General features: G+C 66.3%; 17 protein-coding genes. 11 read left to right on the forward strand and 6 right to left on the reverse strand.

Features of this window, described 5'->3' with window-relative positions; translation table 11 throughout:
• From FFS10_RS13850 to FFS10_RS13895, 11 genes are all read left to right on the forward strand, one after another.
• On the forward strand, positions 1-2,739 hold a 2,739-nt coding region (locus tag FFS10_RS13850; protein ID WP_502702871.1), incomplete at its 5' end, for an excinuclease ABC subunit UvrA.
• A gap of 57 nt (positions 2,740-2,796) precedes the next feature.
• Positions 2,797-3,855: a LacI family DNA-binding transcriptional regulator gene (locus tag FFS10_RS13855; protein WP_137895060.1), complete on the forward strand. Its 1,059-nt coding sequence runs from the start codon at positions 2,797-2,799 to the stop codon at positions 3,853-3,855.
• A gap of 162 nt (positions 3,856-4,017) precedes the next feature.
• Entirely contained in the window at positions 4,018-4,821 is an 804-nt protein-coding gene (locus FFS10_RS13860) for a transporter substrate-binding domain-containing protein (protein ID WP_212744134.1), read from the forward strand.
• Between the two features lie 23 nt (positions 4,822-4,844).
• Positions 4,845-5,582: an amino acid ABC transporter permease gene (locus FFS10_RS13865; RefSeq protein ID WP_249931296.1), complete on the forward strand. Its 738-nt coding sequence runs from the start codon at positions 4,845-4,847 to the stop codon at positions 5,580-5,582.
• A complete protein-coding gene (locus tag FFS10_RS13870; RefSeq protein ID WP_137895061.1) occupies positions 5,579-6,229 on the forward strand; it encodes an amino acid ABC transporter permease in 651 nt (216 codons plus the stop codon). Before FFS10_RS13865 ends, FFS10_RS13870 begins: the two co-directional genes overlap by 4 nt.
• Positions 6,216-6,950, forward strand: coding sequence for an amino acid ABC transporter ATP-binding protein (locus FFS10_RS13875; protein ID WP_137895062.1), 735 nt, complete (start codon positions 6,216-6,218; stop codon positions 6,948-6,950). The genes FFS10_RS13870 and FFS10_RS13875 overlap by 14 nt, the downstream gene beginning before the upstream one ends.
• Positions 6,947-7,723, forward strand: a complete 777-nt coding sequence (locus FFS10_RS13880; protein WP_137895063.1) for a sugar phosphate isomerase/epimerase family protein — start codon at positions 6,947-6,949, stop codon at positions 7,721-7,723. Before FFS10_RS13875 ends, FFS10_RS13880 begins: the two co-directional genes overlap by 4 nt.
• Before the next feature lie 55 nt (positions 7,724-7,778).
• A complete protein-coding gene (locus FFS10_RS23535; RefSeq protein WP_249931297.1) occupies positions 7,779-8,726 on the forward strand; it encodes a sugar kinase in 948 nt (315 codons plus the stop codon).
• The gene (locus FFS10_RS13885) at positions 8,720-9,709 is read left to right on the forward strand and encodes a 2-hydroxyacid dehydrogenase (protein WP_502702873.1); all 990 of its coding nucleotides are present in this window, start codon (positions 8,720-8,722) and stop codon (positions 9,707-9,709) included. The genes FFS10_RS23535 and FFS10_RS13885 overlap by 7 nt, the downstream gene beginning before the upstream one ends.
• Before the next feature lie 39 nt (positions 9,710-9,748).
• A complete protein-coding gene (locus FFS10_RS13890; RefSeq protein ID WP_137895065.1) occupies positions 9,749-10,561 on the forward strand; it encodes a shikimate dehydrogenase family protein in 813 nt (270 codons plus the stop codon).
• A 116-nt stretch (positions 10,562-10,677) separates the two neighbouring features.
• The gene (locus FFS10_RS13895) at positions 10,678-11,640 is read left to right on the forward strand and encodes a tripartite tricarboxylate transporter substrate binding protein (RefSeq protein ID WP_137895066.1); all 963 of its coding nucleotides are present in this window, start codon (positions 10,678-10,680) and stop codon (positions 11,638-11,640) included.
• 28 nt (positions 11,641-11,668) lie between these two features.
• Here the strand turns inward: FFS10_RS13895 and FFS10_RS13900 are convergent, their stop codons facing one another.
• The 6 genes from FFS10_RS13900 to FFS10_RS13925 all read right to left on the reverse strand — a co-directional run bounded on the left by FFS10_RS13900 (position 11,669) and on the right by FFS10_RS13925 (position 22,852).
• Positions 11,669-12,043, reverse strand: coding sequence for a hypothetical protein (locus FFS10_RS13900; RefSeq protein ID WP_137895067.1), 375 nt, complete (start codon positions 12,041-12,043; stop codon positions 11,669-11,671).
• Between the two features lie 778 nt (positions 12,044-12,821).
• Complete coding sequence (locus FFS10_RS13905; protein WP_502702874.1) at positions 12,822-18,203, reverse strand: calcium-binding protein; 5,382 nt, start codon at positions 18,201-18,203, stop codon at positions 12,822-12,824.
• 16 nt (positions 18,204-18,219) lie between these two features.
• Positions 18,220-18,750 carry a hypothetical protein gene (locus FFS10_RS13910; protein WP_137895069.1) on the reverse strand — a complete coding sequence of 177 codons (531 nt, stop codon included), beginning with the start codon at positions 18,748-18,750 and terminating at the stop codon, positions 18,220-18,222.
• Positions 18,747-19,001: a hypothetical protein gene (locus tag FFS10_RS13915; RefSeq protein ID WP_137895070.1), complete on the reverse strand. Its 255-nt coding sequence runs from the start codon at positions 18,999-19,001 to the stop codon at positions 18,747-18,749. Before FFS10_RS13915 ends, FFS10_RS13910 begins: the two co-directional genes overlap by 4 nt.
• Positions 19,002-19,199: 198 nt before the next feature.
• Positions 19,200-20,612 carry an HlyD family type I secretion periplasmic adaptor subunit gene (locus FFS10_RS13920; protein WP_137895071.1) on the reverse strand — a complete coding sequence of 471 codons (1,413 nt, stop codon included), beginning with the start codon at positions 20,610-20,612 and terminating at the stop codon, positions 19,200-19,202.
• Complete coding sequence (locus FFS10_RS13925; RefSeq protein ID WP_137895072.1) at positions 20,609-22,852, reverse strand: type I secretion system permease/ATPase; 2,244 nt, start codon at positions 22,850-22,852, stop codon at positions 20,609-20,611. Before FFS10_RS13925 ends, FFS10_RS13920 begins: the two co-directional genes overlap by 4 nt.
• Between the last annotated feature and the right edge of the window lie 155 nt (positions 22,853-23,007).

The raw sequence follows: 23,007 nt of genomic DNA on the forward strand, positions 1-23,007 counted from the left end.
GGGGCGGGCCCCCACCCCAACCCTCCCCCAGCGGGGGAGGGGGTCATACAGATCGTCAACGCCAAGGAGCACAACCTCAAGAACCTCACGGTGGACATCCCGCGCGGCAAGTTCAACGTGATCACCGGCGTCAGCGGCTCGGGCAAGTCCACCCTGGCCTTCGACATCCTGTTCAACGAGGGCCAGCGCCGCTACCTCGAGAGCCTGAACGCCTACGCGCGCAGCATCGTGCAGCCGGCCGGCCGGCCCGAGGTCGACGCGGTCTACGGCATCCCGCCCACGGTGGCGATCGAGCAGCGCCTGTCGCGCGGCGGGCGCAAGAGCACGGTGGGCACGACCACCGAGGTCTGGCATTTCCTGCGGCTGCTCTACGTCAAGCTCGGCGTGCAGCACTGCGTGCACGATGGCGCGGCGGTGCAGCCGCAGACGCCCGACAGCATCGCGGCCCAGCTGATGAAGAACTTCCGCGGCCAGCACATCGGCCTGCTGGCGCCGCTGGTGGTGAACCGCAAGGGCGTCTACACCGAGCTCGCCGACTGGGCCCGCCCGCGCGGCTACACCCATCTGCGCGTGGACGGCGAGTTCCTGCCTACAACGAAGTTCCCGCGCATCGACCGCTTCAAGGAGCACACCATCGAGCTGCCGGTGGCCAGCCTGGACGTGGCGCCCGAGAACGAGGCCCTGCTGCGCGAGAAGCTGGCGCTGGCGCTGGAGCACGGCAAGGGCGTGGTCCATGTGCTGAGCCAGCTCGACGGCCTGCGCGCGGCCATGATGGCCGGCGTCGCCACGGCCGGCATAGGCCGCTGCGAGGTGTTCTCGACCAAGCGCGCCTGCCCGGTCTGCGCCACCTCCTACGCCGAGCTCGACCCGCGCCTGTTCTCCTACAACAGCAAGCATGGCTGGTGCCCCGACTGCGTGGGCACGGGCGTCAAGCTCACTTCGGCCCAGCGCAAGGCCTTCGACGACTCGGTGCAGGCCGACGACCAGAAGGGCCGCGAGCGCAGCTTCGCCGAGCCCGAGGTGGAGGATGTCGTGGACACCGCCTGCCCGGCTTGCGCAGGCACGCGCCTGAACGCCACGGCGCGCGCCGTGAAGTTCAGCGGCGTGGGCATCGCCGACATCGCGCGCCTGGCCGTGAGCGAGGTCCGGCGCTGGGTCGAGACCCTGGCGCTCTCGGGGCGCGAGGCCGGCATCGCGCGCGACCTGGTGCCCGAGATCAGGAGCCGCCTGAGTTTTCTCGAGGAAGTGGGCCTGGGCTACCTGACGCTGGACCGCGGCGCGCCCACCTTGTCGGGCGGCGAGGCCCAGCGCATCCGCCTCGCGGCCCAGCTCGGCAGCAACCTGCAGGGCGTGTGCTACGTGCTCGACGAGCCCACCATAGGCCTGCACGCGCGCGACAACCAGATCCTGCTCGACGCCCTGCACAAGCTCGGCGACAAGGGCAACACCCTGGTGGTGGTCGAGCACGACGAGGACACCATACGCCGCGCCGACCACATCATCGACATCGGCCCCAGCGCCGGCAAGCGCGGCGGCCGCCTGGTCGCCCAGGGCCAGGCCAGCGACCTGACCGGCACGGCCGACTCGGTCACCGGCCGCTACCTGCTGCACGCGATGAAGCACCCGCTGCAGCCGCGGCGGCCCGTGGCCGGGGCGGAGGAGGAGGGGGCCGAGCTCAAGTGGCTCAGCGTACTCGGCGCCCATCTGCACAACCTGCAGCAGGTCGAGCTGGCGCTGCCGCTCAAGCGCCTGGTGGCCGTGAGCGGCGTGTCGGGCTCGGGCAAGTCCACGCTGGCGCGCGACGTGCTGCTGGCCAACGTGCAGGCCTGGGTCGCGCAGCGCGCCACCAAGGCCGGGCGCGAGGCCATGGACGCGGGCAAGGCTCCAGCTTTGGTTGGCTGCACCGGTCTCAAGGGCTTCGAGGGCGTGGACCGCGTGCTCGAGGTCGACCAGACGCCGATCGGCAAGACGCCGCGCAGCTGCCCCGCCACCTACATCGGCTTCTGGGACACCATACGCAAGCTGTTCGCCGAGACCCTGGAGGCCAAGGCGCGCGGCTACGCGGCCGGGCGCTTCTCGTTCAACACCGGCGAGGGCCGCTGCCACAGCTGCGAAGGCCAGGGCGTGCGCACCATAGAGATGAGCTTCCTGCCCGATGTGAAAGTGCCCTGCGAGGCCTGCCACGGCGCGCGCTTCAACCCCGAGACCCTGGCCGTGACCTGGCGCGGCAAGAGCATAGGCGAGGTGCTGCAGATGGAGGTGGACGAGGCGGTGGCGTTCTTTGCCGCCATGCCCAACATCAGCCACCCGCTGCAGCTGCTCAAGGACGTGGGCCTGGGCTACCTCACGCTGGGCCAGCCCTCGCCCACGTTGTCGGGCGGCGAGGCGCAGCGCATCAAGCTGGTGACCGAGCTGACCAAGGTGCGCGACGACGTCACGCGCCGCGGCAACAAGGCCCCGCACACGCTCTACGTGCTCGACGAGCCCACGGTGGGCCTGCACATGGCCGACGTGGACAAGCTGATCCGCGTGCTGCACCGCCTGGTCGACGGCGGCCACAGCGTGGTGGTGATCGAGCATGACCTGGACGTGATCGCCGAGGCCGACTGGATCATAGACCTCGGCCCCGAGGGTGGCCAGGCCGGCGGGCGCATCGTCGCCGCGGCGCCGCCCGAGGAGGTGGTGCGCCTGGGCACGCACACCGGGCGCGCGCTGGCGCCGGTGCTGGCCAGAACGTGACGGCGCGGGCGAGCCGGGCCTGAAACTGGTTTCCGCTTGCGGTACAGTGCGGGCCTCATGAGCCGCCCGCCTGTCCCTCCCGCCAAGCCCGCCGGCGCCGCCGTGCCGGCGCGCATCACCATCGACGACGTGGCGCGCGCCGCCGGGGTGTCCAAGGCCACGGTCTCGCGCGTGCTCAACCGCCGCGCCGAGCTGCTCACGCGCGAGATCGCCGAGCGCGTGCAGGCCGCGATCGACCGGCTGGGCTACGCGCCCAGCCCCATGGCCCAGGCGCTCAAGCGCGGGCGCTCGCGCCTGATCGGCCTGGTCGTCGCCGACGTCGCCAACCCCTTCTCCGTGGCCGTGCTGCGCGGCGCCGAGAAGGCCTGCCGCGACGCCGGCTACATGGTCATGCTGTTCAACCTCGGCAACGACGACTGGCGCGAGCGCGAGGCCATCCAGGCGCTCTCGTCCTACCAGGTCGAGGGCTTCATCCTCCACACCCTGGGCCAGGACGCCGGAGCCCTCGAGTCCGCGGCCCAGCGCGGCCGGCCCGTGGTGCTGATCGACCGCCGGCTTGGCGACGCGCAGCTGGACCTGGTGGGCCTGGACAACGCGGCCGCCGTGCGCCTGGCCGCCGGCCACCTGGCCGAGGCCGGCTACGGGCCGCTGCTGTTCGTCACCGAGCCCATGCAGGGCGTGAGCTCGCGCGAGGAGCGCGCGGCCGCCTTCCGCGCCTGCCTGGCCGAGGCGCAGCCGGCCCGTGCCGGCGCGGTGTTCGAGAGCGACGGCGTCGACGAGGCGGCACTCGACGCCGCGCTGCGCGCCCTCCAGCGCCAGGCCGGCCAGGCGCGGCCGGCCGTGCTCTCGGCCAACGCCGTGACCACGCTGCGCGTCGCCGCCGCCGCAGCCCGACTGGGCTGGACCCTGGGCCGCGACCTGGGCCTGGTCGGCTTCGACGACCCCGACTGGGCGCCACTGGTGGGGCCAGGCCTGAGCGCCATCGCCCAGCCCACCGACGACATCGGCCGCCTGGCCGCGCGCTGCCTGATCGAGCGCATCGAGGGCCAGGACCTGGCGGCACGCCAGATCCTGCTGCCCGGCCGCCTGGTCGTGCGCGGCTCCTCCCGGCCCTGATCTCCGGCTCTCCTTTTTCGGGTTTGCGCCCGGCCTAGGGTTTTCACTGATCGCGCTTTGAAACCGGTTTCTTAGAATCAAGAAACCGGTTTCAGGCCTGGCAATGCCGCCAGACAGAAGCCGGGCCTTCCGGCCCCATCCACCTTTTCCGAGGAGTCACCCGTGATCAAGTCCGCCACCCTGCAGCGCCTGCTGCGCCCCTTCGCCCTGCTGCTGGCCCTGGCCACGGCCACCGCCGCCGCCCAGGCCCAGTCCACCGCCGAGATCGTCAAGAAGGGCAAGGTCACGATCGGCGTGGTGTCCGGCGCGCCGCCCTTCGGCACCACCGACGCCAGCGGCAACCCGGCCGGCTACGACGTCGACGTCGCCAACCTGATCGCCAAGTACCTGGGCGTGCCGGCCGAGCTGGTGCCGCTGACCTCGCCCGCGCGCATTCCGGCGCTGGAGTCGGGCAAGGTCGACTTCCTGGTCGCCACCCTGGCGCCCACGCCCGAGCGCGCCCGCGCCGTGATGTTCACCATGCCCTACAGCGCCTTCGAGCTCTCGATCTTCGCGCCCGCGGCCGCAAAGTACGGCAAGCTGCAGGACCTGGCCAGGAAGAAGGTCGGCGTCACGCGCGGCACCACGCAGGACGCGGCCCTGACCCGCCTGGCCCTGCCCGGCACGAACATCGTGCGCTTCGAGGACGACGCCACCTCGGCCCAGGCCCTTATCAGCAACCAGGTCGACGCCGTGGCCCTGCCCAACACCATAGGCCGCGAGATCATGAAGGCGCGCGGCAACGGCAAGTACGACGCCAAGTTCGCGTTCTCCCTCCAGCCCAATGCCATGACCACGCGCAAGGACGCGCACGAGCTGCACCAGTGGCTCAACAACACCATCTACTACGTCAAGCTCAACGGCGAGCTCGACGCCATCGCGCGCAAGTGGACCGGCAACCCGCTGCCCGAGCTGCCGGTGTTCTGAGTCCCGCGCATCGGAGCCCCACCGTGGCCTACCAACTCGACTTCGGACCGATGCTCGCGCATGCGGACCGCTTCGCCCAGGGCGCGCTGATGACGCTGGAGCTCAGCTTCGCCGCGATCGCGCTGGGCACCCTGGTCGGCACCGCAGGTGCCATCGCGGCCAGCTACGGCGGGCCCGCGCTGCGGCGCGGCGTCGCCGCCTACGTGGAGGCGATACGCAACACGCCCTTCCTGGTCCAGCTGTTCATCATCTTCTTCGGCCTGCCCACGGTGGGCCTGCAGATCGACGCCGTGGCCGCGGCGCTGATCGCGATGACGGTGAACCTCGGCGCCTACGCCACCGAGATCATCCGCGCCGGGGTGCAGAGCATCCACCGCACGCAGATCGAGGCCGCCGCGGCCCTGGCCATGACGCGCTGGCAGACCATACGCCATGTGGTGTTGGTGCCGGCCTTCGAGAAGGTCTACCCGGCCCTGGCCAGCCAGTTCACGCTGATGATGCTGACCTCCAGCGTGGTCTCGACCATCTCGGTCGAGGAGCTGACGGCGATCGCCAGCGTGATCGACTCGCAGACCTTCCGCACTTTCGAGTCCTACCTGGTGGTCATGGTGCTCTACATCGCGCTGGCCCTGCTGCTGCGCGGCGCCTTCTTCCTCATCGGCCTGTTCGTGTTCCGCCGCAAGCGCCAGGTCGAGCTGCTGAAGCATCTGCCGCGCCGCACCGTCCCCGCGTCGCGCCTGGTCCCTGGAGAAGCCTCATGATCAGCGAATTCTCTCTGTCCCATGTGGTCCTGCTGCTGGCCGCGGCGCGCTGGACCGTGCTGGTCTCTCTGCTGGCCTTCGCCTGCGGCGGCCTGGCCGGCTTCGCGGTGGCGCTGGGCCGCACCGCGCGCAGCGGCGCGCTGCGCACGCTGACCGCAGCCTACATCCAGCTGGTGCAGGGCACGCCGGTGCTGATCGTGCTGTTCCTCAGCTACTACGGCCTGTCGCTGCTGGGCCTCAAGCTCTCGCCGCTGGTCGCCGCGACGCTGGCCATGAGCATCTACGCCAGCGCCTACCTTGGCGAGATCTGGCGCGGCTGCATACAGGCCGTGCCGCGCGGCCAGTGGGAGGCGAGCAGCTCGCTGGCCATGACGCGCTGGCAGCAGCTGCGCCATGTGGTGCTGCCGCAGGCCCTGCGCCTGGCGCTGCCGCCCACGGTGGGCTTCTCGGTGCAGGTGGTCAAGAACACCTCCATCACCTCCATCATCGGCGTGGTCGAGCTCACCCGTTCGGGCCAGCTGATCAACAACGCCACCTTCCAGCCCTTCCAGGTGTTCCTGGTCGTGGCGGCCCTCTATTTCGCGCTGTGCTTCCCGTTGTCGACGGCGGCCAAGCGCATGGAAAGGAAACTCCATGCCCATCGTTGAAGTCAAGGACGTTCGCAAGTCCTTCGGTCAGAACGAGATCCTCAAGGGCGTCTCGTTCGACATAGATCCCGGCCAGGTCGTGGCCATCATCGGCCGCAGCGGCTCGGGCAAGAGCACCATGCTGCGCTGCCTCAACGGCCTGGAAACCGTGAACGCCGGCAGCATCCGCGTGGCCGGCCACGAGCTCGACGCCGGCGGCCGCCATGTGCGCGAGCTGCGGCGCGACGTGGGCATGGTGTTCCAGAGCTACAACCTGTTCCCGCACCTGACGGTGGAGGAGAACATCCGCCTGGCGCCGCGCATCGTGCGCGAGCTTCCGGAAGACGAGATCGCCGCCATCGTGGAGCGCGTGCTGTCCCAGGTCGGCCTGCTCGACAAGCGCGAGGCCTACCCCGAGCAGCTGTCCGGCGGCCAGCAGCAGCGCGTGGCGATCGCGCGCTCGCTGGCCATGGAGCCCCAGGTGATGCTGTTCGACGAGGTGACCTCGGCGCTGGACCCCGAGCTCACGCGCGAGGTGCTGCGCGTGATGGAGCAGCTGGCGGCCTCAGGCATGACCATGGTGCTGGTCACGCACGAGATGGAATTCGCGCGCCGCATGGCGCACCAGACCATCTTCATGCACCAGGGCAAGGTGCACGAGGCCGGCCCGTCCGCCGAGATCTTCGGCACGCCCAAGACGCCCGAGCTGCAGCAGTTCCTGAGCGCGGGAGCGATCAAGTGAGCGCGAGCCGACCCGAGGTGCTGGTCTCGCTGTCCTCGTTCGGCGCGGCCGAAGTGCGCCGCCGCGGCCAGGCCTGGTTCGCCGCCCTGGCGGCCGAGGCCGGCGCCGACGGGGTCGAGGTGCGCGGCGAGCTGCTGAATGAGGCGCAGGCCGAGCTGCCGGCCATCGCCGCGCTGGCGGCCGAGCGCGGCCTGTCCCTGGTGTATTCGAGCCCCGAAGGACTGTGGAACGGGCAGGGCGCGCTCGATGAGGGCGCGCTGGCGCGCGGCCTGGCCGCGGCCCAGGTGCTGGGCGCGGGCCGGCTCAAGATGGCCATAGGCGGCTATGGGCGGGCCAGCGCCCCCAGCCTGCCCGCGCTGGCGCAGCGGCTGGCCGAAGAGCGCGTCGAGCTGGTGATCGAGAACGACCAGACCGAGGCCGCCGGTACGCTGGCCGCGCTGCAGGCCTTCTTCGAGCAGGCCGGCGCGGCCGGCCTGGCGCTGGGCATGACCTTCGACATGGGCAACTGGCACTGGACCGGCGAGGACCCGCTGCAGGCCGCGGCCCAGTGCGCGCCGCGTGTGCGCTATGTGCACTGCAAAGGCGTGCAGCGCCAGCCGGGCCAATGGGCGGCCGTGCCGCTGGCGGCCTCGGCCGCGCCCTGGCGCGCCATCCTGCGCGGCCTGCCGCGCCAGGTGCCGCGCGCCATCGAGTACCCGCTGCAGGGCGATGACCTGCTGGCCGTCACGCGCCAGCAGCTGGACCTGGTGCGCAGCGCGGAGGCCTGCGCATGAGCCGCCGGGCCGTTCCCAAGGCGAATACCGCAGCCTGCAAGGCGGAGGTTACCCAATGAGCGCCCGCCTGGACGTCGTGACCCTGGGCGAGGCCATGCTGATGCTGGTGGCCGACCAGCCCGGGCCGCTGGAGCAGGTGGCCTGCTTCCACAAGCGCACCGCCGGCGCCGAGACCAATGTGGCGATCGGCCTGGCGCGGCTGGGCCTGCGCGTCGGCTGGGGCAGCCGGCTGGGCAGCGATTCCATGGGCCGCTACCTGCTGGCCCAGATGCAGGCCGAGGGCATAGACTGCTCGCGCGTGGCCCTGAGCGGCGAGGCCGGCACCGGCTGGCAGTTCAAGGGCCGGGTCAGCGACGGCAGCGACCCGCCGGTCGAATACCACCGCAAGGGCTCGGCCGCCAGCCGCATGACCGTGGCCCAGCTCGACACGGACTGGCTGCTCGGCGCGCGCCACCTGCATGTGACCGGCGTGTTCCCCGCCATCTCGGCCGACTGCCTGGCCGTGACGCGGCGCGCCATCGCGCTGATGCGCGCGGCCGGCCGCAGCCTGTCCTTCGACCCCAACCTGCGCCCCACGCTCTGGGCCTCGCCGGCCCTGATGCGCGACACGCTGAACGCGCTGGCCACGCAATGCGACTGGGTGCTGCCGGGTCTGGAGGAGGGCTTCGTGCTGACCGGCTCGCGCGACCCGGCCGCCATCGCGCGCTTCTACCGCGAGCGCGGCGTGGCGCGCGTGGTGGTCAAGCTCGGCGCCGACGGCGCCTATTACGACGATCGCGAGGCCGGCTGCGGCCAGGTGCCGGCCTGGCCCGTGGCGCGCGTGGTCGACACCGTGGGCGCCGGCGACGGCTTCGCCGTGGGCGTGCTCAGCGCCCTGCTCGAGGGCCGCGGCATCGCCGAGGCGGCGCGGCGCGGCGCCTGGATAGGCGCACGCGCCGTGCAGGTCATCGGCGACACCGAGGGCCTGCCCACAAGGAACGAACTGAAGGAGGTGGGATTGTGAGCGTTGAAAGAAAACAGGTGCTGGTGTTCCGGGCCCTGCCCGAGGACCTGCTGGCGCGCATCGCCGCGCAGCACGAGGTGGTGGTGGCCGACCCGCGCCGCCCCGAGCAGCAGGGCCGCTTTCGCGACGCGCTGGCCACGGCCCAGGGCCTGATCGGCTCCAGCGTCAAGCTCGGCGCGGCCGAGCTGGCCGGGGCCGGGCGTCTCGAGGTGATCTCCAGCATCTCGGTGGGCGTGGACAACTACGACCTGGCGCTGCTCAAGCGCCGCGGCATCCGGCTGTGCCACACGCCCGGCGTGCTGACCGAGACCACGGCCGACACCGTGTTCGCGCTGGTCATGGCCTGCTCGCGGCGCCTGGTCGAGCTGTCCAGCCTGGTCCGCGAGGGCCGCTGGACGCGCCACATCGGCGAGGAGCTGTTCGGCTGGGACGTGCACGGCAAGACGCTGGGCATCCTCGGCTTCGGGCGCATCGGCCAGGCCGTGGCCCGGCGCGCGGCGCTGGGCTTCGGCATGCCCGTGCTCTACCACGACCCGTTCGAGGTGGCGCTGCCCGAGCTGGTCGGCCGCGCCAGGCGTGCGAACCTGGACGAGGTGCTGAGCAGCGCCGACATCGTCGCCTGCACGCTGCCCTTGACCGGCGAGACCCGGGGGCTGATGGACCAGCGCGCGTTCGCGGCGATGAAGCCCGGGGCGGTCTTCGTCAACGGCTCGCGCGGCGCCATCGTGCAGGAGGCGGCGCTGCTCGCGGCGCTGGACAGCGGCCATCTGCGCGCCGCGGGCCTGGACGTGTTCGCCGTCGAGCCGTTGCCGCCGGATTCGCCCCTGCGCTGCCACCCCAAGGTCACGGCCCTGCCGCATGTCGGCTCGGCCACCCACGAGACGCGCCGCGCCATGGCCGAGCTCGCCACCCACAACCTGCTGCGCGCGCTGGCGGGCGAGCGGCCCGCCGCGGCCTTCGACCTGTCCGGCATCGCCGACTGAGCGCCGACTGAGCGCCGTCACACCTCATCGGAGTCCACCATGCCCCGTTCCATCCCCACGCTCTGCGGCTCCATCATGGGCACGCCCTTCAGCTTCAACGTCAAGGTGCACAACGCCGCCTACCGCGCGCTCGGCCTGGACTACACCTTCGTCTGCTTCGGCGTCGAGGACGTTCCGGGCGCGATCCAGGCCATCCGCACGCTGGGCATCAGGGGCATGAACGTCTCCATGCCGCACAAGCAGGCCGTGATCCCCCACCTCGACGCGCTCGACGACACCGCGCGCGCGATCGGCGCGGTCAACACCATCAACCATGTCGATGGCCGGCTGACCGGCTACAACACCGACTGCATCGGCGCCGTGCGGGCGATCGAGGAGGCGACGCGCCTGGACGGGCAGCGCATCGCGCTGCTCGGCGCCGGTGGCGCGGCGCGCGCCATCGCCTACGGTGCGCGCCAGGCCGGCGCGCAGGTCACCGTGTTCAACCGCACGGCGGCGCGCGGCGAGCAGCTCGCGCGCGACTTCGGCCTGCGCTTCGGCGGCGCCCTGAGCGACTTCGAGGCCTCGGCATTCGACGGCGTGGTCAATGCCACCGCGGCCGGGTTCCGGGCGCCCGACGTCAATCCCATCGCCGGCCGGCTGGCGCCGCATCTGTTCGTCATGGATGCGGCCTTCATCCCGGTGCGCAGCCGCCTGATCCGCGACGCCGCCGACCTGGGCTGCCGCACCATCGATGGCACGCGCATGATGCTGCACCAGTTCTGCGGCCAGATCGAGCTGTACACGGGCCAGCCCGCGCCGCTCGACGCGATGGCGGCGGCCCTGCTCGACGAGATCGCGCGCCAGAGCTAGCCGGCGGCGGGCGTCGCGCTGGCGCTTCGGCGACAGTCCGCGGGCTTTCCAGCTTGCCCGGAGCTCGCGGATTGGGTCCAATCCCACGAGTCATTCCAACCGCTCGAGGAGAAACCATGAAACGCCGTCACATCGTGCAGCTGGCCGGGGCCGCGCTGGCCGCGCCCGCCCTGGTGGCCCGCGCCCAGAGCTTTCCGGCCCGTCCGATCAAACTGCTCGTGGCCTTCCCGGCCGGCGGGCCGACCGACATCACCATGCGCGTGCTCGCCGACAACGCGGGCAAGCTGCTGGGCCAGCCCGTGGTCGTGGAGAACAAGCCCGGCGCCGGCGGGACCCTGCCGGCCCAGGCGCTGCAGACCGCCGCGCCCGACGGCTACACGCTGGCGCAGACCCCGCTGGGTGTGTTCCGACTGCCCTACACCACCAAGATCAACTGGGATCCGGTCAAGGACATCGCCTACGTGCTCAACGTGACCGGCTACGCCTTCGGCCTGGTGGTGCCGGCCGACTCGCCGATCAAGAGCTGGACCCATTTCGTGGCCTGGGCCAAGGCCAACCCCGGCAAGCTCAGCTACGGCTCGACCGGCGCGCTGACCAGCCCGCACCTGACCATGGAGCTGATCGCGCAGAAGCTGGGCCTGGAGCTGCTGCACGTGCCCTACAAGGGCAGCGCCGACCTGATGCAGTCGGTGCTGGGCGGCCAGATCATGGCGGCGGCCGATTCCACCGGCTTCGCGCCCCAGGTCGAGGCCGGCAAGCTGCGCGTGCTCAACACCTGGGGCGCCGAGCGCCTGGCCAAGTTCCCCGACGCGCCCACGCTCAAGGAGCTGGGCCTGGACCTGGTGCAGAACTCGCCCTTCGGCCTGGGCGCGCCCAAGGGCACGCCGCCGGCCGTGGTCAAGCGCCTGCACGACGCCTTCAAGCAGGCCATGGAGCAGGACAGCTACAAGACGGCGCTGGCGCGCTACGACATGGTGCCCATGTACATGAGCACCACCGCCTACCAGAAGTTCGCCCAGGACACCTTCGCGAAGGAGAAGGCGCTGGTCGAGAAGCTGGGCCTGGCCAAGCCGCAGTAGCGGCCCGGGGCCCGGCGCGGCTCTCCGCTCAGCTGTCCGTGTGCTGCCAGACCACGACCGCGAAGCACAGCACGGCCACGCCGACCAGCACCGAGGCCATGGCCAGGGCCGGCTCGACCGCGGGATTGCCCATGTAGAGCAGGGCCAAGAGCAGCATCTGCACGAAATGCGCCGGCACGTAGATCCAGAACTGGACCTTGGCCAGCGTGGACTGGGCCGCGCCCGGCCAGCTGCGGTAGAACAGGCCGAACAATCCCATGGTGACCCAGCCCAGCAGGTTGAGGTGGGCGTGCACCGGTTTCATCGTGGGGTTGTGGGTGGCCGCCATGAAGATGCCGAGCGACACGCCGGCGATCAGGTACAGCACGGCCAGGCGCAGGTACCAGCTGCTCATGTTGTTCATGGATTTCCCTCCGGGTGTTGTTGTGAGCAAGGTGCTGTATAGCGCGGGCCGGGCCCGGACGCAAGCGGACCGGGTTCGGCGCCGCGCCGCTGGCTGTGTGCGCCAGGTCACGGAGGCGGGCCGAAGGAAGCGCTCCTTGGCCAGGCATTCGAAGGGCGAAACGCCATCCGGTTTGGCGCGCGGATGCGAGCCTTTCGGTGTCGGTGACGAGGAGGATGCGGAGGATAGGCTTTGCTGAGTGGCGGGCCGGTTGCGACCCGTTTCCGCCGCCCGCACCCGAAAAGACCGGCCGTCCACGAACTGGAAGTGACGGCCATCAAGAGACGCTCGGCCGTCTCTCCGATAACCGGACCTTCGAAGTCGCGACCGCCCCAAAGGAGCCCGTGGCGGCTCTCTGGCCGACCGGCAGGTCCACCCAGCAAGCTACCGGTCGGCCACCACTGCGCGGAATCGATGTTCGTAAGCAGCGGTCGCTCCCGAGGGCCCGGCGTCGGCCGGGATGGGCTCAAAGTCGAACATCAGCTTTCCAGGTTCGGATCTGACATACAAGAATTTCCGCACGCACGTGGCCGGGACTTGTCCGACCTGACCGCCACCCTGCCAGCCTTAGCGACCGATCGGCCTACGAAATAGCAGACATTGACGCGTCTCGTTGACCGCCTTGTCTGCTGCATCGACTCAGCTATCGGTGCTAACCAAGGGCAGCAAATGGACGTCCACACCTCCGAGGTCGCGCCCATGCTGGGCGCCCGCCGTTCAGATTTAATCGACTCCTGACTTACTGCCAGTTGGCTGCAATCACCGGCGTCAGCGAAGCCGAATAGCTCTCTGGTAAGGTAGTCTGGCCGGCCGCGGGTGGGGAGAACGAAGCCATGGCCTGCACCAAGTTCTGCACTTGACTGTCCAACAAGGTCTTGCCATCGCTGGTCTTGAACTGCTCAACGTGATACTGGTTGCCCAGGTACCAGTCTTTGATGGCGAAGGTGTCAGACGTCCCGATGATGCTGACTTCCAGATTGTTGCCAACCTGGCGGAACCAGAGCTGGTCCGCTGCGATGCCTGCATCAAATTGGGCAGCGTCGGTGTTGCCAGCGGTGGCGTCGTTTTCTTGGACAGTGTCCATGCCGGCCCCGCGATAGAGCCCATACGTATCGTTGCCAAGGCCCCCGCTCAGAATGTTCGCTGCCGAGTTTCCAGTCAACATGTTGGCAAGTTCGTTGCCCGTGCCATTGATGGCGGCGCTGCCAGTCAGGACAAGGTTTTCCAGGTTTGAACCCAGTGTGTACGCAATGCTGCTCTCGACCTGATCTACACCTTCCGCGGCATTTTCGATCACGATGTCGGACGCGCTGTCAATGACGTAGGTGTCCTTGCCAGCCCCTCCTACCATGACGTCGGCTCCGGCACCGCCATCAATCCGGTTATCGGCGGAGTTCCCGAAAATCCTGTTTCCCAGGGCATTGCCAATGCCATCGATCGTCGAATTTCCTGTCAGCACCAGATTTTCGACCTCGGAACCCAAGGTCCAGGACACCGAAGATCGAACCGTATCGTTGCCTTCGCCGGCATTCTCCGCGACCGCGTCGGACATCGAGTCGACGACGTACACATCATTGCCTGTGCCGCCGGACATGTTGTCGGTGCCGCTGCCAGCGTCCAGCCAGTCGTTGCCCGCCCCACCGCTCAGCACGTCGTCCCCCTCACCGCCAAGAAGCCGATCCGATCCTGCCGTACCAGTCAACGTATCGCCCGCAGCTGTGCCGTTCTGGACATTTGTCGCCAGCATGGCCTGAACAGTCGTGACATCCCAGACAGTACCGTCACTGAAGGAGATGTTTTCGATGGCCCACCCACCAGCGCCGTCTCCCGAAAGATAGTTGGCGAGCGTGATCTGATCGGTGGTGCCGGTGACTTTCAGGATCAGATGGTTCCCGGATGCGGTCACCTGCACATCCTCGGCTGCGATACCCGGTTTGAAAACGAGCCGATCGATAATGCCCGAAGTCGTGTCGTAGTCGTAGAGCGTGTCCTGACCATCGCCTCGGCCGAACAGATAGGTATCGCTGCCGACACCGTTGTAGGTATTCCAGTAGCCATCGTAGTAGTTGCCGATCAGCGTGTCGTTTCCGGTTCCGCCATCGAAGACGTCACTGCCAGCTCCGCCTTGCATGTAGTCGGCACCGTCACCACCATTCAGGGTGTCGTTGCCGTTCTCGCCCTTCAGGCTGTCTGCGTCCGCACCGCCGTTGAGCGTGTCGTTTCCGTCACCGCCCGACATCGTGTCGTTACCGTCATTGCCTGACATGACGTCATTGGATGCATACCCAACCAGGGTGTCGTTACCGGAGCCTCCGGACAGGACCGCCGTCTTGACATAGGCCACGTTCCAAACGGAGGCGGCGTCATCGGTGAAGCGAATCTCCTCTACTGTCCATCCGCCGGCGGCGTCGCTGGTGAAGTAGCTCTTCACCGTGACCTGATCCGTGGTTCCATTGATCTTCAGAATCAGGTCAGATCCCGACCGGCTGGCCGCTACGTCGCTGGGCAGCACCCCCGCCTTGAAAATCAGTTTGTCGAGATTGCCGGCCGTGGTGTCGTTGTCGTAGATGGTGTCCTGCCCGTCGCCACGGCCGAACAGGTAGGTGTCGTTTCCGACCCCGTTGTAGGTGTTCCAGTAGCCATCGTAGTAGTTGCCTATCAGGACGTCGTTGCCTGTGCCGCCGTCAAGGGTGTCGCTGCCATCCCCGCCTTGGAGGTTGTCGCCATCGGCTCCACCGTAAAGCGTGTCAGCACCAGCGCCGCCCTTGAGGCTGTCAGCCCCCGCCTCGCCATACAGGATGTCGCCTCCGTCCTCCCCGTTCAAGGTATCGTTATCGTTGCCGCCGTACAAGGTGTCGTTGCCGGCTCTTCCGCTCAGGGTGTCATTTCCGCCATAGCCCATCAACACGTCATCGGAGGCGTAACCCACGATGGCGTCGTTGCCCGAACCGCCACTGAGCAGGACCAGATTCTTGATTTCGGCGGATCGCCAAACCGTCGCGGGTGCATCGGTAAATCGGACTTCCTCGACAAACCAGTCGCCCGTGCTTTCGTTCAGGAAATAGTTGCTGACCGTGATTTGGTCGGTGGTTCCGTTGACTTGAAGAATCAGATCGTTGCCAGATCGGCTGGCCACCACGTCGCCGGGCATCACGCCCGCCTTGAAGATCAGCTTGTCCAGGTTGCCGACCGCGGTGTCGTTTTCGTAGATGGTGTCCTGCCCGTCGCCGCGGCCGAACAGATAGGTATCGTTTCCGATCCCGCTGTAAGTATTCCAGTAGGCATCGTAGTAGTCACCGATCATGACGTCGTTGCCGCTGCCGCCGTCGAATGTGTCGTCACCTGTACCACCGTGCATGTAGTCGGCCCCATCGGCGCCATCGAGTTGGTCATTGCCGGCCTCACCCCATAGAGCATCCGAGCCCGCGCCACCGGCGATCACGTCGTTGCCGCCATCACCGTACAGCATGTCCATCCCATCATTGCCTGACAGCAGGTCATCGCTCGCAAAGCCATGGATCAAGTCGTCACCCGCACCGCCGGTCAGCGCCATCGTTCTGACGTCGGTCATGGACCACGTGGTTGCCGTGTCGTCCGCAAAACGAATGCCTTCAATCGCCCAGGCACCAGCGGTGTCATCCGCAAAATGGTTCCTCACTGTCAACTGGTCGGTCGTCCCTGCAATCTTGAACAACAGATCATTGCCCGAGTGGCTGACCTGTACGTCTCCCGGGGACACGCCGGTCTTGAAAACAATCGTGTCCAGGTTGCCGGCTGTGCCGTCCAGGTCGTAGATAGTGTCCTGGCCGTCGCCGCGCCCGAAGAGGTAGGTATCGTTGCCCGCGCCGCCATACCAACCCTGGAAAGTGTTGTGATATTCCCCTGACAGCGTGTCGTTGCCGGCGCCGCCATCCATGGTGTCGTCGCCCGCGCCGCCCATGATCTGGTCGTTGCCGGAGCCACCCAGCAGGGTATCCTTGCCGCCATCGCCGTAAACGGCGTCGTCTCCATCACCACCGTCGACAAGGTCGTCGCCGCCAGCGCCTTGGAGGTTGTCGTTGCCCAATCCGCCTGTGATGGAATCGGCACTGGCATAGCCGAGGATGGCGTCATTGCCGTCGCCACCCGTCAGGAGTTTGGCTTTGACGGTTGCCACATCCCAGACCGTGCCGTCGGCAAACCCGATCTGCTCGATGGCCCAGGACGACGCGCCATCGCTCTGAAGGTAGTTGTGGAGTGTGACTTGATCGGTCGTCCCGGCGATCTTCAGCACTAAGGAATCGCCCAGGCGGCTCATCAGGATGTCGCTGGGGGCGACGCCCGACTTGAACATCAGCGTGTCCACATTCCCAACCGTCGTATCCGTGTCGTACACGATGTCCTGTCCATCGCCTCGGCCGAAAAGGTAGGTGTCATTGCCACCCCCGGCAAACCAGCCCTGAAAGCTGTTGACATACTCGCCCGCCAGTTCGTCGTTGCCCGAGCTCCCGTCGATCACATCGTCGCCGAGGCCGCCCATCAGCACATCGTTGCCGCCGCCGCCGAAGATCCGGTCATTTCCGTCGCCGGCTTCAACCGTGTCGTTGACGCCGTCGAGGATGTAGGTGTCGTGTGCGCTCGTCCCAGCTTGGTTGCTGTTGACGTGAACATTGAGCGTCGCCAATTCTGCCCAGATGGGCGATTCCGGCAGCAGCTCGGATGCCCAGCCGCGCAGCAGACCAAAAGCATCGAAACCCACGCTCGACAAGGTCTGGTAGCACAGCTGATTCAATTCCACCAAGTCGGCAAAGGCCGTGGATGCGTCGGCCGACCTCGCCGATTCCAGCAAGGCCCCCACCGCCGTGGTGTCGAATGCGATGCCGCTCTCATCGATGTTCAGGGCGATGGCATCCAGGTAAGGCTTCAGGCGGGTTTGGGGCACCAGGGCGTCGTAGACGCTTTGCCTAAGTGCATCGTAGGCCTGCTCCAGCAGAGCCAGTTGCTGCGCCGGTACGGTGATGTGGTAGTGCCGGCCAACGACGCCGTTGTATTCAACATCCTGTCCAACCACGAATGGGGAAATCTGGGCCTGCGCGCCTTCCCCTTGCCCGTTACTGTAGAACCGACTCCCGTTGAACACCTCGAGCACCGCGATCATGTTGAGGTATTCCGCCGCTTCAGGCGTCACGGGCATCAGGTAGGAGCCGTCACCTTCGGGGCCTTCGACACTGCTCCAGCCTGAACCCGAGCCGTCGCTGGGCAGATGAAGCGTGAAGGTCCCACCCAGCGACTCGCCCAGCGTGCTCCAGTACGTGGAGGTCTTGCCCCACAGCGTGATGAGGCCGTCGAGCTGTGCGAGTTGCTCGCTGCGCGTCGAGGCCGCGGCGAAACCTGCCAGAGCGGTGGCAAATTCTCCATCCAGGCTCGCGGCCGCGCGCATGTTGCGCGCCATGCCCGAGCCGCTCATTTGAGGCAGGCCTTGCGCCTGTTCGGTAATGGCCACGGGATTGCCGTTTTCGTCGACCAATTCCGCAGGGAATTCGGTGTAGAAATCGTTGGATTCCAAGTCGATGGCGCCCACGGTTCTGGACTCACCATCTCCTGTATAGGTCGTGGACAACGCGACCGCGTTGTTGTTGATGACTTGGCCTGCTTGGGGACCAGTAGCGCTTCCGGTAACTCCGATGCTGGTGATGCCGAGCTCGGCCAGAGTCTTGAGTTCACCGGCCTGGCTGATGCCGTCCTGGTTAGCGTCCTGCCAGATCCTGAGCTCGCCATAGGCCGTATCGGAACTGTTGACGAAACCGTCGGCGTTGCTATCCAGGTCCGCCAGGGCGTCGAAGCCGTGAGTGGCGAGTGCCCCGTTACTCTTGACGGTGTCAACGCCAAAGAGCTCCCGGCCGCTGTCAATGCTACCGTTGCTATCGAGGTCGCGCACGAGTATGCCGTCGTCCGCCCCGGCCCAGCCCGTGCCGGTCTTGATGCCATCTGCGTTGTGGTCGAACAAGATGTTGCCCGAGGCGCCGACCAATTCCAACCCGTCGCCGTCGAGGTCCAGGATCAGGGGGTCGCGCTGGATGACAAAGTTGCGAGCCGAGGTAAATGAGGCGTTGGTCGTGGAACTAAGGAAGCGCTGATTAATTCACTTTTTAAGCACCTTATCCTTCATAACTCATTGATTTCATTGAGGCCAAAGGATGTCGAGCCGAATTAATCAGCGCCTCCCTAACGCCATTAATCTGCGAGTTGGTATCGTAGGAATCAAACGGATTGAATAAAGCCTGGGCTTGACGATCAATTTCGACCTGAAAGTCAGCAGGCAAATCGTATTTCCACTGATACGGTTGTGTGCCCAAGGCGTTCCACGTCTCAGAGATTTCCTCTTTGTACTTGTAAACAAAGAGTCCAATTCCTACCGCAGTCCAGACACCGAGCGTAACTGGACCGGCTAGCCCAGTCATTACTCCAAGCCCTGTGAGAATATTCCCGCCCGCCTGAAAAACATCGGCATAGTCAGAAGGCATCGCCGTGCCATCCTGAATCTTCTGCCCCAAATCGGCCAATTGCGCGGTGAAGCTTGCTTGACCCAGTAGAAAATTGGCGAACCCTGCTGCAAACGGGCCGCCCATCATGCGCGCAGCCAGAGCTGCCGCTGTTTGAGTTGTCGAAATCGCGTCGGCAAAGTTCACAGTAAGCTTCCCAATTTGGCAATAAATAACCCCAAGAAACCAATGACAGAGAAAACCCAGCGGCTGATCTTCCCCATCAACAAGTGAAGGAAACCACCCAGGCAACGCCGTGCGAAGCTACCGCTGCGGGTCATCTTCGAAAGCGCGCTATCCAAGCGATCTTCTTGACCACCGTTTACGTAATATCCAAGACTAAACATTGGCGCCCAAGCCGCCATAACGACCAATAACCAGAATACAAAATTCCGCATAGTTGCTCCTCAAAAGCAGTTCACATTTTTCAGGCCATTGTCCACAAAAAATTCTCACCAAACGAGGTCAGCAAGAAACGATGAAAAATTTTTAAGAGCACTTTAAGAGCGAATCGTCCGAAGGCGAAAACCACTTGCGCTCGGTCGGTGATGTTTATAAATTACCACCTCGCCCCCAAAAATAGCCGGCGCAACAATCTATCGCTCCCCAAAACTCTCATTGCCTGTTCGCCGAATCGGACTAAGCAGGTATTCAATAACCCGCCGCTGCCCGGTCTTTATTTCTGCCGTCACGTTCATGCCTGGACTTAGGTGAATGGGCCTACCGTCAACGGCAATCTGGTGCTGGCCCAGTGCGAGCGTGACGGGGAAAACCGCTCCTCGCTTCTCGTCGTTCACCGCATCGGCCGTCACGCGATGCACGGTGGCAGGCACCGTTCCATAGCGCGTGTACGGGAAAGTCTCCAGCTTGATCTCCGCCCCCTGGCCCGCATTCACGAAACCCACGTCTTTGTTGTCCAGCGTCACCTCGGCCGTCACCTGCGCCTCCTCCGGCACGATCACCATGAGTGGCTGCGCCTCCGTGACTACGCCACCAGCGGTGTGCACAGCCAATTGCTGCACCATGCCGGTGACAGGGGCGGTGAGCTGGGTCAGGCGCTCGCGCTGGCTGGCCTTGGTGTCTTCCTGCGCGAGTTGCTGTCGCCTCGAGTTCGCCTGGGCGTGGCGGTCGTAGAGCGTGCGGCGGGTTTCGGCCAGGTATGCGGCCTTGCTCTGCTGACTTTCGCTTAGAGCAGACTGCGCTTCGATCAGCCGAGCACGCAACGTAGCCAGGTCACGCTCCAGCTCGATACGCTCGCGGGTCTTGTCCTGCGTGGCATGGCCGGAGATGTAGCCTTGGTCCACGAGCTTCCGGAAGTCGGCTTCGCGCGCGCGGGCCATGGGCACGGTGGCCTCGAGTTTGGCAATGCTCTCGAGCACAGTCCCCACTTCTGCCCTTCGACGCGCAGCTTCGGCGTCGAGCCTCGCGAGTTTGGCTGTGATGTCCTGCCACTCCGCGCTCAGCTGGGCGCGCATGGTGGCATCGGCATGGGAGTCGTCCAGCGTCGGTACGCGGCCGCCATCCAGCCCTTTGAGCAGCGCGGCTGTGCGCAGCGCCTCGCTGACCGTCGAACTCAACTGCTCACGGACACTGGCCTTGTCCGCACTGGCGATGGTGGGATCCAGCTCCACCAGCACCTGGCCTTCGTGCACACGATCGCCGTCCTTGACCATGATGCGACGCACCACGCTGGTCTGCAGCGGCTGGATGAGCTTGGTGCGATCGCTCACGACTATGCGGCCCGACGCCACGGCCACGATGTCGATCTTCCCAACGATGGACCAGACCAGGGCCAGAACGAACAGCGCCATGATGGCCCAGGCGAGGCGGCGCGGCGCCGGGTGCACCGGGGTCTCTTGCAGGCTGAGCGCCGCAGGCAGGAACGCAATCTCGTCGGCCAGCCGCGATGGGCCCGCGAGCTCATGGCGAGCCTGCCAGGCGGCACGCAAGATGGCGCCGTAGCGGGCCAGCAGCTCTCGCGCCGGGTGCTTCAGGGCGGTATCGCTCATCCCTCATCTCCGTCGGCCGGGCGACTGCCATCCTGCATGCGCCATAGGTGCGCATACAGGCCCTTGGGCTGCTTGACCAGTAGGTCGTGCGGGCCGGCCTCCACGAGGCGGCCCTTGTCCACGACGATGATTCGTTGGGCGTGCCGCACAGCCGACAGGCGGTGCGCAATGATGAGCACGGTGCGGCCACGACAGATCTGGGCCATGTTGCGCTGAATGATGGCCTCGCTTTCATAGTCGAGTGCGCTGGTAGCCTCATCCAGGATCAGGATGCGCGGGTTAGTAAACAGGGCCCGCGCAATGGCGATACGCTGACGCTGGCCGCCGGAGAGCGATGACCCCTGTTCGCCCACGAGGGTGTCGTAGCCTTCGGGCAGTTCGCTGATGAAATCGTGCGCGCCGGCCAGTTGCGCGGCATGAACAACGGCCTCGATGGGGGCAGCCGGGTCGGCAATGGCGATGTTCTCGCGCACGCTGCGGTTGAACAGTAGGTTTTCTTGCAGCACGACGCCGACCTGTCGCCGCAGCTGGGCGGCGTCGATCAGACTGATGTCGATGCCATCCACCAGCAGCCGGCCCTGCTCGGGCACGTACAGGCGCTGCACGAGCTTGGTAAGGGTGCTCTTGCCGGAGCCCGAGCGGCCCACGATGCCGACGATTTCGCCGGGCTGCATATCGAGGCTGATGTTGTTGAGTGCTGGCGAGGCTTCAGGCCGGTAGCGGAAGGTGACGCCATCGAGCGTGATGCGGCCTTTGACGGGAGGCAATTGGGCCGCGTTCGCAGGCGGCACCTCGGTGCGGGTGTTGAGGATGTCGCCCAGGCGGGCCACCGAGATACCGGTTTGCTGGAAGTCCGTCCACAACTGGGCCATGCGCATGATGGGCTGAGCCACGCGCTGGGCGAACATGTTGAAGGCGACGAACTGGCCCACAGTCAACTCGTTACCCATCACCAGATGGGCCCCGTACCAGAGCGTGGCGGCGTTGACCAACTTGCCAATGAGGTTGACGCCTTCGTGCGCCCAGGCTGCAAGGCTTTGTGTTTTGAAGCTGGCCGAGACATAGGCGGCGAGTTGGTTCTCCCAGCGGCGAGCGAAGGCAGGCTCAAGGGCCGTGGCCTTGACGGTCTGGATACCGGTGACGGTTTCCACCAGCATGGCCTGGTTCTCCGCCCCGCGCGCGAACTTGGCATCCAGGCGCCGGCGCAAGACGGGCACGACGAGCAGGCTCAAGCCGAAATACAGCGGCAGGCTCGCGAGCACGATGAGGGTGAGCGGCACGCTGTACAGCAGCATGACGGCAATGAATACGATGGAAAAAAATACGTCGAGCACGACGGTGAGCGCATTGCCGGTAAGGAAGCTGCGGATGTTCTCCAGCTCGCGCACGCGCGCCACCGAGTCGCCCACGCGGCGCGCCTGGAAGTAGGCCAGAGGCAACTGCACCAGGTGGCGGAACAAGCGGGCGCCGAGTTCCACGTCGATACGACTGGTGGTGTGGCTGAAGACGTAGGCGCGCAGGCCATTCAGCACGCTCTCGAAGACGACGACCACGAATAGGCCGATGACGAGCACGTCCAGCGTGGTCACGCCTTTGTGCACCAGCACCTTGTCCATGACGACCTGGAAGAACAGTGGGCTGACGAGAGCGAACAGCTGCAGCATGAAGGAGATGAGCAGCACTTCACCGAGGAGCCGGCGGTACTTGACCAGACTGGGGATGAACCAGGAGAAGTCAAAGCGTGCGAGTTCACCCGCCAGGCTCGCGCGGCTGGTGATCAGGATGAGTTCACCGGTCCACTGAGCGGCAAAAGCTTCGACCGACTCGATGGTGGGGCGGCCGGCGCCGCCCACTGCTGTAGCGGACGGGTCCTGCAGCAGCACGCGCTTGCTGTCGCACTGGGCCAGGATGACGACACGCGGAGCTCCGTCTTCCGAACGCATCAGCGCCAAGGCAGGAAGAGGGGTCAGAGAGAGACGGCCTACCGTAGTGCTCGACAGTTTGGCCTTGAGACCAAGATGCTTTGCCGCACGTAGCAGCACGGCCGAGCTCACGGCCTCAGTAGAGGAGATACCCAGTTGGTGGGCCAACGTGGCCGGGTCGGCCGCGACCAGATGGAATCTGGCGATGGAGCACAGGGCAGCAAGTGCCCCCAAGATGGATTGGTTGTTCGCCGTCCCCCGGATATCCCGGACTGCCTCATCTAACGCGCAGGCCTCAACTGCAGCGCTTGCGCTCATTCTTGCTCCCTCCCTGGAGTCCTAGATATTTTTATTCATGGTAGCGGAGATCAATGGCGAGCACACAGGTCAACGCCTGAATTGTCTCTATTTTGTAACTCTGCAGCGCATTGATAAGCTGTAAGTTCTCATTCCTCGGACAGGATCCGCAGTAC

Origin of the sequence: Ramlibacter sp. 2FC, from assembly GCF_005503345.1 — a bacterium.
Taxonomy (GTDB): Bacteria; Pseudomonadota; Gammaproteobacteria; order Burkholderiales; family Burkholderiaceae_C; genus SCMQ01.